This window comes from Marinomonas sp. 63XJN7_9_ISO-PGPR-S23-217 (assembly GCF_056173515.1).
The window spans coordinates 3,302,802-3,318,432 of record NZ_CM149678.1; the positions used below are offsets into that span (position 1 = coordinate 3,302,802).

Below are 15,631 nucleotides of genomic sequence, written 5' to 3' on the forward strand. Positions count from 1 at the left end.
ATTATACGAGATTACCTTCTTCGCTCACAATTCAGACAAAGATCAACAGCCCCTAATATCAAAAACACTTTCTTATTCGATGATTTGATCAACTGCTTTATAAAACGGAGCAGTACTTTGGCCGTCATGGTGCTGCTATAAATCATAAAACGCACTTTTCCTTGATTGGTAATCGACGAGATCATGTTCATAGAGCAACGTTTAGCGGGTATGACTTGTACGGGAGTTTGGCCTTTTGGGGCGTAACTACGTCCATGTTGGCTATCATTCCGCAATCCCGTTTCATCTCCCCAATGGATCTCTGCATTCTCTTGCTTGGCCCGCTCTTTTATCTGTGGATATTGTTCATTTAACCAAGCATCAACTCGCTTGGGGTCTTGCTCATACGCTTTTTTTAAGAGCTTCTGTGGCGTGAACCCCCAGCGTTGTAAGTAATCTCCAACCGTGCGAATAGGCATATTTTTCCCCCAATTGTTTAATTAATTGCTGAACGGCTCGACGAGTCCATAGCGCAAACGCCAGCTTGCATTGGCCTGGCATTTTGTCGGTAATTTCCCGCTGTATGCGATCTTCTTGGGCTTCTGTCAAACTACGTTGATCCCCTTCGATCCGACCACGCTTTTTGTAGGTGAAGCTGGCTTCTCCTTCTTTCTCATAGGCTCGACACCAAGCGCTAACGGTCTTTGAGCTAACCCCTGTAATAGCAGCGATATATTGAAAAGAGGAGGATTGCGTTTCACGAAGTCTTATGGCTTGACGGCGTAGGACTAGCAATTCGGCAGAAGATAATTTTCGAGTGTCTATTTTTTGATTCATTTTTGCATTATATCAGGATTATTTGTTCGCCGAGTTAATAAAAATAAGCAAAGAAGTCTATACAAAAAAAAACATCATTTAACTCAATATCACAAATTCCATCTTAACTTATATGATATTTACGAAATCATCATATACTTTTTGAAAAAAACTCTATCATAATTTATTTTTATAGATTAAAAGCTCGCTCACGACATATTGGCGTCAAATAACGCCAACAAAATTTTTGTGAATTTAGTTTTCGTACCATAAAATGCTGTTTAAAAATCTCTCACCTCGAGGAAAAGGGTTATAGAATGATAAAAATCAGATCACTGTCTATTAGAGAAAAGCTTTTTACAGGTTTTATTTTACTAATTGTTATGATGTCAATACTAGCTTGGATAGGAGTTTCCAGTTTAAAAGCTACAAATGACCGTCTTAACTACATAGTGAGTGTCTCTTCAGAAAAATTAAAACTGGCAGCACGTATTAATCAAGATGTACTTTCTATCACTCGAGCAGAAAAGAATCTAATTTTAACAAATAATTCAAAAGATCAAGATGAATATTTAGCGTATGCTAAAACTGTATTATCCAGCATGAATAATAAAGTTAGTAAGTTACGCAATCTCATGGATGATTCTACTGATAAAAAACTAATCGATGAATTTTCGAAAGCCTGGAATAACTATATGGTTGTTAATGGGCAAGTAATACAATTCGCTCGACTTAATTCAAATTATAAAGCAAATATTTTGGCAGAAGGAAAAATGCTTGACGCTTATAGTGAAGCATCAAAATTTATATCTAGCATCATTGATCGTAATAAAGATGATCTGGATAAATCGACTTCAGTAAATATAGTCAGTAATCTTGGCACACAAATCTATGTCTCAAATAAAATTCTAACAAAGTTAAATGAAATTGAGCTAAATGTAAAAAACATGATACTGTCAAAAGATCAAAAACAAATGGAAAAATATTCAAAAATAATCAAAAATAATTCTGAATATATAATTGAAAGCTTAAATAAGTTGCAATCAATGGCCTCACCAGAAACAACTGAAATGATAAGTGAGTTCAAACCACTTTATCAAAAATATTCAGTTTTTAAAGATCAGGTTGAAGCATTAACTCGCCAAAATGGTAATAACAAAGCACTTGAATTATCTAGTAATAAAGGAAGAGAATTGAGTGATTTGGCTATAAAAAGCATGGCAAAAATAGTCAAAAAATCGGAAGATGATATGGATAAGGATTCCATGGTCAGCAAACAAGATTACACAACAACTCGCAATATGATGTTACTCATAACATTAGTTGGATTAGTCTTGGGCATCGCTGCGGCGCTATATATTACGTTAACGGTCACTAAAGCATTGCAGCGCTTGTACATTAATTTACAAGAAATCGCTCAAGGAGATGGAGATTTGACGGTGCGAATGAATGACAGTGCAAAAGATGAAACAGGCCAGGTGGCAATGGCTTTTAATCTTTTTGTTATCAAACTACAAAAAGTAATAGGAAATATATCGAGTGCAACACATCAAGTCGCCACTGCAGCAGAAGAAATGTCGAGCACGGCTCAACAAACAAATACTGGCGTCATGCAACTTAGTTCGGAGACCACTCAAGTCGCTACTTCCATCGGAGAAATGACAGCCACTATTACGGATGTTGCTAGAAATGCTGAAAAGGCCGCCTCCTCTTCTACTGAAGCAGACAATAATGCAAAAAATGGAAGGCAAGTTCTAGATGAGACCGTCAATGCTGTTCATACACTTTCAGAGGAAATAGAGAGCTCAACAGACGCCATTCAAACACTCAGAGGCGATACGGACAATATTGTTACTGTACTAGAAGTTATTAAAGGGGTTGCCGAACAAACCAATTTATTGGCGCTAAACGCCGCTATTGAGGCCGCCCGAGCAGGTGAGCAAGGCCGAGGGTTTGCTGTGGTTGCAGATGAGGTGCGCACATTAGCTGGACGTACTCAAGCGTCGGCCACTGAAATAGAGTCCATGTTAGATAGCTTACAAAGTAGTGTATCGACTGTCGTCACTGTCATGGATAAAAGTAGGAATCACACCTCTCTCGTCGTCGGCAAAGTCAATGACGCTGGATCCATGTTAGCAACGATCATAGAATCTATAGAAACGATCAGTGATATGAACAGCCAAATAGCCACTGCGTCAGAAGAACAAAGTCTTGTTGCGGAAGAAATTAATCGAAATATTAGCAATGTTCATGGTGTGACAGAACAGTCAGCTGCGGCGGTCCAACAAATGTCTTCAACAAGTTCAGAGTTGGCGCAACTTGGTGAAAAATTACAGGAACAAGTTGGGCAGTTTAAATTTTAAAGTGCATGTTTTGTCCTCTACCTGATTGGTCAATGCCATTAACTTATTACCCTGGCAACCTTTTGTTACTCCGAAAATTTTCTTGAACGTCTATACTATAAGGCTTTCTAGGGAGACAACTGGAAACATTTTTCCGCCTATTTACTAGGGGCTGTTGATCTTTGTCTGAATTGTGAGCGAAGAAGGTAATCTCGTATAATTTACTTCGCCAAAAACAAATACAACGAGATTACCATGCCCCGATTAATGCTCACTGATGAGATGTGGTCGAAGCTAAAAGCTATTCTGCTTGAAGATAGAGTCTATAACAAGCGAGAGCATCGATACACGATGGAAGGCATTCTTTATCGGTTGCGTGTCGGCTGCCCTTGGCGAGATTTACCAGACTATTTTGGCTTATGGAATACGGTTTACCGTCGTTTTTTACTGTGGTCCAGAAAAGGAATTTTACTCAGGCTATTCAAATCCTTATCGGCCAATAAGGATACGGAATGGGAGTTTCTTGATGGCAGCTATATAAAAGCGCATCAACACAGCTCGGGCGCATCCTCTGAGGAAAATCAAGCGATTGGGCTGAGTCGTGGCGGTAATACAAGCAAAATCCACCTTGCTGTAGACAGTTATGGTTTACCAATAGAGTTCATAATCACAGGCGGAGAAGTTCATGATAGTAAAGTGGCCAATGACCTTATTGAGGTCTTGCCACAAGGAGATTTCATCATTGCGGACAAAGGTTATGACAGTGAAGCGATTCGCGAGAAAGTTCGTCAATGCGGCTCGACTCCAGTCATTCCTAGAAAGCAAAATTCGAAAAAAGGAAACGCCGATATAGATTGGTGTTTATACAAATATCGGCATTTAGTTGAAAATGCGTTTGCTCGGCTCAAACATTTTAGAGCGATAGCCACGCGTTATGATAAGTTGAAAATTCATTTTGAAAGCATGTTAGCGTTAGCTTGCTCGATCATTTGGCTGCCAATGTGAAAGATCAACAGCCCCTAGACGATGCCATTCAACAGCGGGATCTTGATCGACTCAAATCACAAAGTTCGGATACCACAGGGACAGACACTACAACAGGAACAGACACTACAACAGGAACAGACACTACAACAGGAACAGACACTACAACAGGAACAGACACTACAACAGGAACAGACACTACAACTGGAACAGATACTACAACTGGAACAAACAGCGCGACTGGAACAAACAGCACGACAAGCACGCCCTAAGATAATACATTAATCGATAGGTAATCTGGAATAAAGGGGTTAAAGGAAGATCAAAATTCAATGCAAGGAAGCGCTTCCTCTCTTTGTTAATGCATCACTCTCCCTCTTAACATAAGTTAAGTTGCTTATACAAAAGACCCAACCAGAAAATGTCTGTTTAAATAACATTTCAGCTTGAAACCCGCTTATTTTTTACCACTCCCCCTACATCTGTAGGGTATTTACCGATCAAAAATAGGGATAAGATCAATTTATAGTCAATTTTAGGATCGCTCATACTGGAGTCGAAATGCCAAAATTAGATCACCATTGTACTTCCGAGGGCGCCATTATCGACGCTTTCAGTAGAACGCTACTTGAGGTCTATTGTCATGTACTGGTGTTTATGTCAGTGTTTTCCGTGATAATTGGCATCACAAAAAAGCGGCTTATCTATGGTTAAGATAGGCCACTTTTAGGTTGCTAGACAATTCAAATTAATCTAGGTTATCTAATTATCACACTCGGGTTTTGAAAAAATAAGCGATACTGCGTGGACGATTTTCATTGGCTGTCGGAACGACTCGTGACGCATCAAAAACAAAACCACCATGATTCGGATCATTTGTCCAAGCCATGCCTGTATATTTAGTTGAAGAACTTAATGATGTCGCTAGAGCGCCTGATGCCGAGCTAGAAATTAACTCCCCATAAAGCCCGCCAATTTCACCTTTTATGTTTCTAATCGAATCACTCTGAAAACTACCAAACACTCTATTTGCATCCACTCCTCGGCCGTTGTCATAACCTCGAATAAATTCGCCACCTAATATCGGTAAAGTAAAGGTACTCTCTCCATCACCTGTGCCGTAGTAGCCTGCATACTGTTGAGGATCGGCGTTTTTAGTGGCTTGGCTCACTAGATTGGAGGTTGCCTGTACTTTCGACCATAAAATGGGGTGATCATCGCGTTTGAGCGTTGCACCGTTTAAAGCAACTTCACCAACATCCATAGTATCTAATGAGTCGGTTATCACTTTGGCAATATCTTTCGCCTCATTACCCGTCAGTGGGTTGATTTGTTTTATTAGCCAAAATTGCCCTTTAACATAACTAAGCGTTGCAAGTGCCCCTTGATATAACTGATTAGAAGCGACTACGTTAGACACGGGAATGGGGGCCAGCCCATCTAGTGTAATGGTTATTGTACTGGAATTCGTCGAGGCAACATAAAAGTGAATTTCATCATGCTCTTTTAGCACTTTAACAGGCTGTTTTCCTACAGGACTTGTTAACACAATACGATTGGCGTCCCCTGCTGTTTGACATACATTTTTGGCACGCTTTTGGTTACTAAGAGAAAGAGCAAGCTGTGATAAGACATTTGTATTCTCCTCTATATCACCTTCCCTAATGGCATAAATCAACTCATCATAAATCGCGTTCATATGGTCCGCTGAGGCGATGCTGGCAGGAATGGCATTAAGTGGATCACCATCGGTAAATTTGCCGTTATAAAGGTCATTACTATCTGGGTAGTTCATTGACTGTCTCCTATTTTTGGTCATTACTCTAATAAGCAAGTCAGACGCAGAAGGCGGCTGGTGCAAGGTATCGCTTATTGAGAGAAGAAAAAGAAAAGAGGTAGACTTGGTTTGAGCAAAGCTCGCCGCTTTTCTTGGTATTTATAATGCGGGGAAAGCGCCTTGGACGCTGTCTGTTGGGATTCAGTGTTAGCTTTTTGCGGCGAAAATTAGAGGCATAAAAAAGCCCAGCGGAGCATGGATCTCGGCTGGGCTGCAGATATTACCTTAAGTTTTAATGGCGCTTATAATCGTGTTTTGAAGAAGTACGCAACGGAACGTGGACGCGATTCTCCATCATTTTCTGTTCCCCCACTATAATCTGAATATAATAGTCCTGGGCCAAATTTATCGAGGCCTGTGTTAGCTATACCCGATCCCGCAGAACCCTGATAGGTATTAACTCCATGACGGTGATGACCAATCTGTGTTTTTTGAAAGCTACCAAACACTCTCTCAGCATCCACACCACGGCCGTTGTCATAACCCCGAATAAATTCCCCGCCTAATGTTGGCAAAGTAAAGGTACTCTCTCCATCCCCTGTGCCGTAATAACCCGCGTAGGATTGAGGATCAGCGTCTTTTTGGACTTGATCGATTAGGTTGGAGATGGTCTGTACTTTGGCCCAATAGATGGGGTGCTCTGCTCGGCTTAGTGTTGAGCCATCGAGCACGATTTCCCCAGTAGCCGTATGGTTGGTGGTGTCGACGATGAGTTTGCCGATGTCGTTTACATCGTTGCCGGTTTTGGGATTAATCTGTTCGGTGAGCCAAAAGCTGCCATCGAGGTAAGTGACGGTCACCAATGCGCCTTGTAATAGCTGATTCGCGCCCACTACATTGGACAGCACAATAGGGGCTAGTCCATCGATAGTCAGGGTGACGTTACTCTGTGAATTTGAAGCATTTACTCGAAAGTAAATTTTGTCGTAGTCTTTTAGTGTTTGGACAGTTTGCTTACCAGCAGGTGAGGTCAATTGGATGTCATTAGCATTGCCCGTGGTGGTCATAACGGATGTGCCACGTATTTGGTTTTTCACCGATAAAGCAAGCTGGGATAAGGCGCTGACATTTTCGACCACATCCCCTTCTCGAATTAGATTAATCAGCTCGTCGTATACAGCGTTCATTTGTTCGGCGGAATCTTGGCTAGCAGGAAGGCCTGTTAGTGGGTCGCCATCAGTAAATTTGCCTTGGTAAAGATCATTGCTATCTGGGTAGTTCATCGACTGTCTCCTTTGAATGTATTCGTTACCTATCCTTTTAGGGAGATAGGCTTGCAAAAAAGAGAGTGAAGCACTGTGTTTTATCCAACAGGGCAACACTCTCTTGCGAGGAATAATGATTCATAGAAGGGACAAGTCCCCTCTGTTAGAGATCAGTGACAGAGCGACTTCTCAGTTTTAATTAGTCGCTTTTATTTTCCACTCCTATTTTCCAGTGAAGGCCGCTGGCTGTTTGCCCCAATCAATCTCTTGTGGGAAGCCTACTTGTTCTGGCACATTTCGTAAGACGACACGATAGTCTCGCCATGCTTTGGCATCTTTGCCCGCGTCTTCCAAGCGGTTAATTTCACGTGTCACCTGATCCACCAAAGCATCGCGTTTGGCACGGGCCTGAGCCGTTAATTCTTCTGTGCTAGGAGGAATCACAGGCGCTTCTAACAGCGCCTCTTTTGGTACCTCTACACCCAATTCAGAAATGGTGTGCTTGGTGCCATCGGCATCCCAATATTCCTTACCGATATGATCGACAACGTATTGCCATTTACCGTCTTTAAAATAGCGTTGAAAGCCCGCTTTTTCATCAAGCACGGGAGATTGAGTACCGTAAGCGGGAATCAACTCTTTTCCTGTTACGGAATCGATAGCGGCTTCTAGCTGCCCAACAAAAACGGGGTAGGTTTCGCCTTGTTTAAAGGTATATAATTGCATTTTGATCTCTCCTTATAATCGTGTTTTGCCGTAGAAAGCTATGTTTCGAGGGCGAGTTTCATTGCTAGGCAAACTTCCCCCACTTATACTATTTGCACTCGACACTTGCTGGTCTTGATATTTTTGGTTAGATCGATCTGTGCCTTGAGCCTTTAAACCATCACCGCCTGAGTTGTATGCTGTAGCATTGCCATAGGCATTTGCAAAACCATGTGTATGATCCGTATAGGCATCAACTTGTCCACTCCCAAACACTCGCCCTTTATCCACACCCCGCCCCTCGTCGAACATGCGGATAAATTCTCCACCGACGATCGGCAAAGTGAAGGTAGTGCTGCCATCGCCAGTACCGTAATAGCCTGCGTAGGTTTGCTGGTTGGCATTTTTTACCCCTTGATCCACTAAGTTTGAGGTGGCTTGCACTTTCGCCCATAGAATCGGGTGCTCCGAACGACTCAGTGACGCACCATTAAGCGCCACTTCACCGACTTCCATAATGTCTAAGGAATCTGTGATCAGCTTGCCAATATCACTCACTTGGCTCCCTGTTTTAGGATTAATCGCTTGCTTTAGCTGAAAATGCCCTTGTAGATACACCAATGTTACTAACGAGCCAACAAACAACTGATTCACCGCCACTACGCTCGAAATCGGCACAGGCGCAAGGCCATCCACTTTCACAGTCACCGAGGCGCTGGTATTGGTGGCCGATACCATAAACTGCACTTCATCAAAGTCTTCTAGTTCAGTCACTTTAGGTTTACCAGCCACGCTGGTTAGCACGATGGCATTGGCATCTCCCGATACGCTAAAGCCTTGTTTAGATCGGGTCTGTTTACGGATCGAAGCGGATAATTGCGTTAAATCATCGGCGTTTGGCGTCAATCCTCCCGCCTGAATGGCAGCGCGAATTTCGTCGTATACCGCATTCATCTGCGCGGCGTTGTCCCGACTGGCGGGAATACCGTTAACCGGATCGCCATCGGTAAATTTTCCGTTTAAAAGGTCATCTCTTTTTGGGTAGTCCATAATTATTTCCTGTCGTGATAACTGAAGATAAGGTGTGTATGGGCCTGTTTTAGGCGGTTGAACACACATTCGAGTCGTTGGTTGCTCCAGGTGCGATATCTATCCCCCCATGGATCGCCATAGTGTCGCGTCTTTGGGTTGATGCGCGCTGCGTTAATTTGCCAAGTAAAGGCCCAATCTTCACCCCCATACAAACTGCCGTAAGGCTGGCCGTAGCGAGCCGTTTGGTATTCGGTAATGGTGATCTGATACCCCATGATGGCGGCGATCTCGATCAGAAACTCTCGGCTCTGGCTGCCCTTCATACGATAGCTTTGCAGCAAAGCCGCCAACCGCTCCTGATAGGATGGGTCCACGCCACTACAAGGATCAGGCAAACCATACTCCGCCTCCCATTGAGCAAAGGTTTCATAGGCTTGGCTGGGGTGTGATTCTTTTAAGACATCCAACGCCCGCTGATCCACTCGAGCTAATTCTTCGCTAATGCCTGCCATCAGCCTACCCAACTGAGAATCTGGCACCTTGGCCCAGGCGTTCCCCCGGGGCAAGAGCGCAAGTAAAGCATGCTGGTATTCGCTGACTGGCTCGCTGAGCACTTGCTTGGCTAAGGATTGATTCGTCGCCGCTGTTTGATTCGTTAGCCTGCTGCCCATGAGATCTCTCCTAATACCAGAAACTCACCCGTGCCACAGGTGACATCCTGGGTTAAGTCAATCACGTGGTTGTCTTCCCCTGAAGCCAGGGAAATCGCTTCCCGTATTTGGCTCAAAAACAAGGTACCACCGGGCTCGGCTTTACGACGAAGCAAGTCCTTTAACTCAGCGATAATGGCGGCTCGCACAGCAGCGGTGTTCGGCGCAACCGTGGTAAAACGAATGTCCAAAGGCTTCGCGATCACTGGCAAGACATAAAACTGTTTCATGCTGACGGGGCGCTTTTCCTCGATATACGCCTTCACCGCGGCAAGATGTGCCTCACTCGCCACCGGCGACGGTAAATCCTCCGTGACAAAGCGCACCGTCACCGTCCCCAATCCCGATTCATGGGGATAACACCAGGCCCGTGTCACATCGTTATGGGCCGCTAAGGTCCAGGTGATGTAATCCGCCTTATTGCCTCCCATACTGGGGTTTTTACGACGTTCGGCTAGGCGCTTGCGCACTCGATCGATGGCCTCCATATCGCTACCACCCGTAAGGCTGATGACGGTGGCTTCCACGTCGATATCCAACTGGGTACTGACAAAGCGCAATGTATTGCCTGCCGGTAAGTTGCCCTCACTGCCCGCGTTGACCGCCGTCAAGGCAAGTATCGCTTGACCATCGGCAATGGTGGCCGCTTGGGTGACGCGATAGGTCGCCTCGTCGTCGGTTTGCAATAAGGTATCCACCAGCACGGTGGCGCCGTTATTCCCAGAGATCGTCGCCGTGCCCGACGCGCGGGAGGCATGGGTTCGATAGATCCCCATCTCAGCGGCGCGGCGCAGTAAGTTGTCATCGTCGCATGTGTCGTCAAATAATTGGTCGACGTTGTATTGCAGGTGCCCATGCAAACCATGGGCGGCCCCGGCCACCGCCTGTGCCAATGGGTAATACACATCCCCTCGGCGAGTGGCTTTTTGGCCACTGTGTCGCTCTATGTCAGCGGCGACACGGGCTTGAATTGTTGTTCGTGTTGGGCGTGAAAAAGCCATCTTTTACTCTCCATTTGTTATGTCGTGTGCTCTAAAAACCGACACCCACTCGCCATTGTTTAGCTGGCAATCCAAGCGAAAATTCACTCGATTCGGATCCCCAACCCCTTGTTGTGTTGCCCTGTCCCGCTCCACCTTGATATTGATCGCCTGCAAGTGCCCTTCGTCGATCAGCCACTGCACCGCTTGAGTGAGGTAATCGTGCATGGCGTTGAGCGTTTCTTGGGTAATCTTGCTACGGCTCAACAACCACAACTTGCTGCCCAAGCTTTGCTTATCGGGCAAATCCATATCGCCCCAGTAGCCGCGTTTGTCTTGGCTGGCATCGGGCAAGAGATCATCGTCACTGGCTCGCGCATCGGTAAAGAGCGATATGGAAATCGCATTGTCCAGCCAAGTCAGCGCGTCGTCGGTGGCGGGGACGATGTCTAAACCGCCAAGTTCATTGCTGTACGCTAAAGAAATTATCATTACGAACCTCCTGTTGGGCGATTTGTCGGACGCCCTTCTGCGTCCATATGGGTATGTTTTTTCAAGCTAATGCCACCAGCGACCACGTCTGTCACCATCATGGTGCCGTTTTTGTCTAGGGTTCCTGAGCCTGCGGCGTTGACAAAGCTGGCCCCTTGCACCACGCTCGCAGCGGTGATTTTGTCTTGCGAAGTGATATGCCCTTGGGCCTCGATCGTCTCTGCCACGGTCAACTTGCCTGTCATATGGGTGTGGGGCGTCACCAGTTCCACTTTAGTGGCCGCTTCCACGCTGATGGTGCGGTCTTTTTTCAGATGCACCTTGTCCCCATGGTGGTTGTAAATCGCCGCTTCCCCTTCATCGATCACCAAGCGATAACGCTGGTCTCCCGCCATAATGGCGACGCTGTTGGAGCCATTGCCATTAAAGGCCAGCACCACGGCTTCCGCATTCGGAAAAGGATGCGAGGTAAAACCAAAGGGCTCCATATGCTCCACATTGTCTAGGGGCATACCGCCCTCTTGCTGGACTTGAAAGTAGCGAATCTTATTGGCGTATCGCACTCGACGAATCAAGGCACGCCCCGCCAAACGGCGGATTTTCCGAACTAAACTGTTTACCATATCCATGCTTACTTCCCCTTAACGGGCTTAAGATCAAACGCCCCTTTTGGCAACAGATGAATCTCCGTCGTCGAGCCGCCTTCGTTGAGCATCAAACGGGTTTCCGTGATCAACAGCTCCCCATCCCAGCCCATCCAAGGGTCTTGCACCGAGACCAAGGCATTGGGTGCCCAAAGCGTGCCATTCGGTGTTTGTCGCCAGCCTTGCACGGTATAAGTCATGGTTTTGGCGCGGCTTTCATTCACATTTTTCTGCCACTTAGCCCGTGTTTCACAGGCGGCCACATCCGCTGGTCCATCGGCGCTCAAAGCAAACGGACGATAACGCCCCGCTGCCGTTACCTTGGCCTGATTCTGGGTAATGGCTTTGGCATCCTGATTCGTCGATGGGGTTTTCATCTGTTGCCCTGTCACCGTGTATTCGCTGAACACCCCACGGGCACTGAAGTGGCCAGAAGCACTTTGGATGTTTTCTCCAAGTACCAAGGCCACCTCGGCCAAGTCCGTTCCCGCTCGGGTAATCTGCAAATTCCCTGACCAATCCGATACCAAGAGCACGGCTTTCAGACGCGCTAACCCTTCGAGAAACTCCCAAATGGATTGCCCAAGATCCAACATTTGATCACTCTTAAATACGTCGTTGGCGGCGTCTTTGGCACTGTCCGCCACGCTGACCTCAATTCCAAAGGGCGCACATAATTGACGAGCAATGCCCGCCAGAGTTTGTCCGACCTGAAATTGCTTACCCACGGTGGTGCAATCGATCAAGTCGCCGATTTTGCTGCGTCCCGTCACGTTCAGTTGATGACTCTTACTGGAGTAGGAGACGTTCACATCGTCGATATAACCAGCAATGATGGGCTCATCGTTGACGTACACGGTGACGCTCATACCGGGTTGCACGGCACGGGCTGACCCGCTGTGGCCGCCTAGGCCGGTGGCCTCCAAACTGTCCGTCAGGGACAATTCAAACGAATGGGCTCCCCGCTCCATGGAACGAGCAATGGTGGCTTGCGTCCAAAAGCGATGCACCTTGTTATCAATGCTCACCAACAATCGATCAGTGGCGCCCTCCTTGGCACCAAACACATGCTGTAATTCGTTCATTTCAGCACCTCCAGTTCCACACCAGCGGGCACGCTACAAGGGTTGGGTAGTCCATTACGGCGGATAAACTCCAACTCACGACGGGCATCCCCATAGAGGTTGTAAGCCATCACCAACGCAGGGACGGATTGCTCTAATTGCGTTGTCGCTTCCGTCGCTAAGTTTGGCTCCAGCTCATCAATGCGTTTCATAATGGCGGTTTGCACATCTGCCCACGCCTCGTAGGCTTGATCCGTGCCCACTTCGATCAAATCGTCGATTTGTGCCAACACCAGATCCCGCGTTTTACGCGCCTCATTTAAGGTGGTAAACAAGCCCGTTTGCGTGACCATGGCCTGGGCCATGGACAAGGTCGCGTTGGCCGTAAACAGGGTATTCAACGCCGCTTTGTTCAAGGCTTCCTGTTGGCGATTAAAGGTCATGGTCACGGTATTCACTTGCTTGGTCAGATCCGTCGCGAAGGTGTCCAAGGTATCTTGATAGCCAGACAACACGGCTTTCATGTCGTCCATGTCGTCAAACACCGTGCTCACTACTTCGTTCACCCCTTTGGCCAGTGCTTCTGGGTTCGTCAGATAGTCGTCCAGCTTGCCGACAAAATCGTCGATCTTGTCCGCTACCTTGCTCCCTACCTGCGATAACGGCGTCAGTAATCCCATCATTTGGCCGTTTAAATGACTCAGTAAGGTGGCGCCTTGCTGCAGTAAATCCCGCGCCGCGTCTTCCACAAAAGACGCGTTTTTATCGACGCTAAACGTCTTGGCAAAATCCGCTTGCACCGTTTGCGACGCTTGGCCAATCGCCTTGGCTAACACACTGGCGCTGCTGATTGATACAGGGAAGGACAAAGCCCCAGCCCGCACATATTGCACGGTGAATTGACAGTATCCGCCCCGTTGCGTACGGATGGTCCAGTCGTAATCCGTTACCTGAATCATCAAGGTGCCAAGATAGGGGTGCACCAACTTACCCGCCCCAGGCTTATTCAAGGCTTGCATCAATTGATTGCGCGCCAGGTCGTAATCCTGCCCAGCAACAAAGAGAGTCAAACGTTCAGACTCGGCTTTTTTGCCTAAATCTTCCGCAAAATACACGTCCTGTTGCGGGTACTCATGTACCGCCACCCGTCTACCGGCTTGGCCACTGGCCTGCTCGGTAAAAAAGCGCACGCCACGAAAGGTGCCTTGCTGTAATCGATCTCGCCACGTCATGGATGGCCTCCCATTGAACTTCCTGCGATGGACAAGTTCAGGTTATGAGCCGTCACCGACGACACCGTTACACGCTTGTCTTCCACACTGATTTTGATTTCTCCGTGCACTTTATCTAGCGCGGCGTCTGCCGCCCCCTGTGCGTTGGGCTTACTTGCTTTGCTAGGCGCCTTTTCCTCATCGTCACCGGTGAACCAGCTGGTTAAACGGCTGCCTAAGGATTCCCCAACGGCACCGCCGCCCATGGAGCCCAAAACGCCACCGATCAGACCACCCACCGCCGTGCCAATCACTGGCACCACCGAGCCAATGGCGGCCCCTGCCGCTGCACCGCCCCAAGTACCTAAGCCAGACCCGACGACCGAACCCACCACGCCGCCGGATTGCTTGACCTTCTCCGTCACGCTGGCATCGCCATTCCACACTTCCGCCAGCTCAGCTGAACCCGCCAGGGCGTTGACAACACCATTGCCCTTAATGCCCTTTATCCATTTCGATGGCTGAAAACGCTTCGCAGGCACCGCAGGCTTGTCAAAATCCGCATCCACTTTGTCCACTAGATGCGGCAACAAACTCTGTGGTTTACCATGGGCTTTTGCGCCGCTGTTCTCGTTCCGGCCAGCGATATCACTCAGGTCCAACAGAGACTCGCCTTTTGTGCCGCCATTACGAAAGTCTTTAATACCCTTGCCTAGATCCAACAGATCCTTGCCGATATCAACGGCGCTTTTGATCTGGTCTAGCCAAGAAGGCTCGCTGGTGTTATTGGTTTGATCGCGCTGTACTGCGAACACCCCAGATTTCGGCATGTTGACCACAAAGACGCGCTGCACATTCACCGCTGGCGTCGCCCCTTTGTTATTCGCCCCACCAGCAAGCCTATGTTCTGTTAACGCTGTTTCTGCGTTCGTCGCCAAGACGTCTTTGGATAAAGGGGAGGTGGAGACAGTCGATTTCTTCGCCTCTTTACCTTTATCCAAAGCCTTGCCTGATAACGTGTCGACCACCGTTTGCACGGAGGTCACCACGTCTTTGCCTTCTTTGTATGCGTTGCTAACGCTTTGAAATACGCCGCTCCAGTATTCACTACTGGTGTTCGACTTGTTGCTGGTAATGGCTTGCCATGCCGATACCGATGCCGAAGAAAACTCGTTGACTTCACCTGCGGCGTTAGACACCCCATCGATCACCGTCGACGTTGTATCCACGGCGTGGGAAAGCTCATTCACGAGGCTTTCGGCTTGTTCCAGTACCTTATCTAGCGGGGAATTTTCTGCCTTATCGTTCGAGTCCTGCCCTGTTTTGTCGTCTTGCTTTTTGGGCTCACCCAGTTGCGCTTGTAAACGCTCAATAAAAGCCGATGCCTGCCCCAACGAGCTGCTAAAGGCACCCATTACCTGCTTGCCTCGCTGCCCCATTGCTGACACCGCATCCGCATATTGCTGGGCACGCTGTACAAAGTTCTCCGCTGTCCCCATCGCAAGAGATGCCTTTAGATCGCTCATAAATACCTACTTAATCCCTTTGAGATTGCTAGACAGGCGCACTAGCTGGCGCTCTGTCATGGAAAGAAAATCGCTACGAGTCCAAGGGAGTCGAGTTGAGAAAA

17 protein-coding genes are annotated in these 15,631 nt (G+C 47.4%); 4 read left to right on the plus strand and 13 right to left on the minus strand.

The genetic code is table 11. The features are described from left to right. Window positions 1-11: 11 nt before the first annotated feature. Together AC0VYI_RS15430 and AC0VYI_RS15435 are read right to left on the minus strand one after the other, a co-directional pair. Entirely contained in the window at window positions 12-458 is a 447-nt protein-coding gene (locus tag AC0VYI_RS15430) for a transposase (protein WP_475443934.1), read from the minus strand. Continuing rightward, window positions 382-816: a helix-turn-helix domain-containing protein gene (locus tag AC0VYI_RS15435; RefSeq protein WP_475443936.1), complete on the minus strand. Its 435-nt coding sequence runs from the start codon at window positions 814-816 to the stop codon at window positions 382-384. Before AC0VYI_RS15435 ends, AC0VYI_RS15430 begins: the two co-directional genes overlap by 77 nt. 296 nt (window positions 817-1,112) lie before the next feature. Here AC0VYI_RS15435 and AC0VYI_RS15440 point away from each other — a divergent pair, with 296 nt between their 5' ends. From AC0VYI_RS15440 to AC0VYI_RS15455, 4 genes are all read left to right on the plus strand, one after another. Next, window positions 1,113-3,158: a HAMP domain-containing methyl-accepting chemotaxis protein gene (locus tag AC0VYI_RS15440; protein WP_475443938.1), complete on the plus strand. Its 2,046-nt coding sequence runs from the start codon at window positions 1,113-1,115 to the stop codon at window positions 3,156-3,158. Window positions 3,159-3,392: 234 nt separating this feature from the next. Further along, a complete protein-coding gene (locus tag AC0VYI_RS15445) occupies window positions 3,393-4,142 on the plus strand; it encodes an IS5 family transposase (protein ID WP_475443627.1) in 750 nt (249 codons plus the stop codon). Continuing rightward, the gene (locus tag AC0VYI_RS15450) at window positions 4,139-4,393 is read left to right on the plus strand and encodes a hypothetical protein (protein WP_475443939.1); all 255 of its coding nucleotides are present in this window, start codon (window positions 4,139-4,141) and stop codon (window positions 4,391-4,393) included. Before AC0VYI_RS15445 ends, AC0VYI_RS15450 begins: the two co-directional genes overlap by 4 nt. Before the next feature lie 289 nt (window positions 4,394-4,682). After that, window positions 4,683-4,835: a hypothetical protein gene (locus AC0VYI_RS15455; RefSeq protein ID WP_475443940.1), complete on the plus strand. Its 153-nt coding sequence runs from the start codon at window positions 4,683-4,685 to the stop codon at window positions 4,833-4,835. A gap of 55 nt (window positions 4,836-4,890) precedes the next feature. On the opposite strand, the gene AC0VYI_RS15460 is transcribed toward AC0VYI_RS15455, so the two are convergent. The 11 genes from AC0VYI_RS15460 to AC0VYI_RS15510 all read right to left on the minus strand — a co-directional run bounded on the left by AC0VYI_RS15460 (window position 4,891) and on the right by AC0VYI_RS15510 (window position 15,527). Continuing rightward, entirely contained in the window at window positions 4,891-5,916 is a 1,026-nt protein-coding gene (locus tag AC0VYI_RS15460) for a hypothetical protein (RefSeq protein WP_475443941.1), read from the minus strand. Window positions 5,917-6,200: 284 nt separating this feature from the next. Then, a complete protein-coding gene (locus AC0VYI_RS15465; protein ID WP_475443943.1) occupies window positions 6,201-7,181 on the minus strand; it encodes a hypothetical protein in 981 nt (326 codons plus the stop codon). Window positions 7,182-7,385: 204 nt separating this feature from the next. Next, window positions 7,386-7,889 carry a phage tail assembly chaperone gene (locus AC0VYI_RS15470; RefSeq protein WP_475443945.1) on the minus strand — a complete coding sequence of 168 codons (504 nt, stop codon included), beginning with the start codon at window positions 7,887-7,889 and terminating at the stop codon, window positions 7,386-7,388. Between the two features lie 12 nt (window positions 7,890-7,901). After that, window positions 7,902-8,918 (minus strand): hypothetical protein, encoded by a 1,017-nt coding sequence (locus AC0VYI_RS15475; protein ID WP_475443947.1) that lies wholly within the window; start codon window positions 8,916-8,918, stop codon window positions 7,902-7,904. A gap of 2 nt (window positions 8,919-8,920) precedes the next feature. Next, window positions 8,921-9,571 (minus strand): YmfQ family protein, encoded by a 651-nt coding sequence (locus AC0VYI_RS15480; protein WP_475443949.1) that lies wholly within the window; start codon window positions 9,569-9,571, stop codon window positions 8,921-8,923. Continuing rightward, window positions 9,556-10,611, minus strand: coding sequence for a baseplate J/gp47 family protein (locus AC0VYI_RS15485; RefSeq protein WP_475443950.1), 1,056 nt, complete (start codon window positions 10,609-10,611; stop codon window positions 9,556-9,558). The genes AC0VYI_RS15480 and AC0VYI_RS15485 overlap by 16 nt, the downstream gene beginning before the upstream one ends. 3 nt (window positions 10,612-10,614) lie before the next feature. After that, on the minus strand, window positions 10,615-11,082 hold the full coding sequence (locus AC0VYI_RS15490) for a phage GP46 family protein (protein ID WP_475443952.1): 468 nt from the start codon (window positions 11,080-11,082) through the stop codon (window positions 10,615-10,617). Further along, on the minus strand, window positions 11,082-11,711 hold the full coding sequence (locus tag AC0VYI_RS15495; RefSeq protein ID WP_475443953.1) for a phage baseplate assembly protein V: 630 nt from the start codon (window positions 11,709-11,711) through the stop codon (window positions 11,082-11,084). Before AC0VYI_RS15495 ends, AC0VYI_RS15490 begins: the two co-directional genes overlap by 1 nt. A gap of 2 nt (window positions 11,712-11,713) precedes the next feature. Continuing rightward, window positions 11,714-12,811: a phage baseplate assembly protein gene (locus AC0VYI_RS15500; RefSeq protein WP_475443955.1), complete on the minus strand. Its 1,098-nt coding sequence runs from the start codon at window positions 12,809-12,811 to the stop codon at window positions 11,714-11,716. Further along, window positions 12,808-14,022: a DNA circularization protein gene (locus AC0VYI_RS15505; RefSeq protein WP_475443957.1), complete on the minus strand. Its 1,215-nt coding sequence runs from the start codon at window positions 14,020-14,022 to the stop codon at window positions 12,808-12,810. Before AC0VYI_RS15505 ends, AC0VYI_RS15500 begins: the two co-directional genes overlap by 4 nt. Beyond that, on the minus strand, window positions 14,019-15,527 hold the full coding sequence (locus tag AC0VYI_RS15510) for a hypothetical protein (RefSeq protein ID WP_475443959.1): 1,509 nt from the start codon (window positions 15,525-15,527) through the stop codon (window positions 14,019-14,021). The genes AC0VYI_RS15505 and AC0VYI_RS15510 overlap by 4 nt, the downstream gene beginning before the upstream one ends. Window positions 15,528-15,631: the final 104 nt, after the last annotated feature.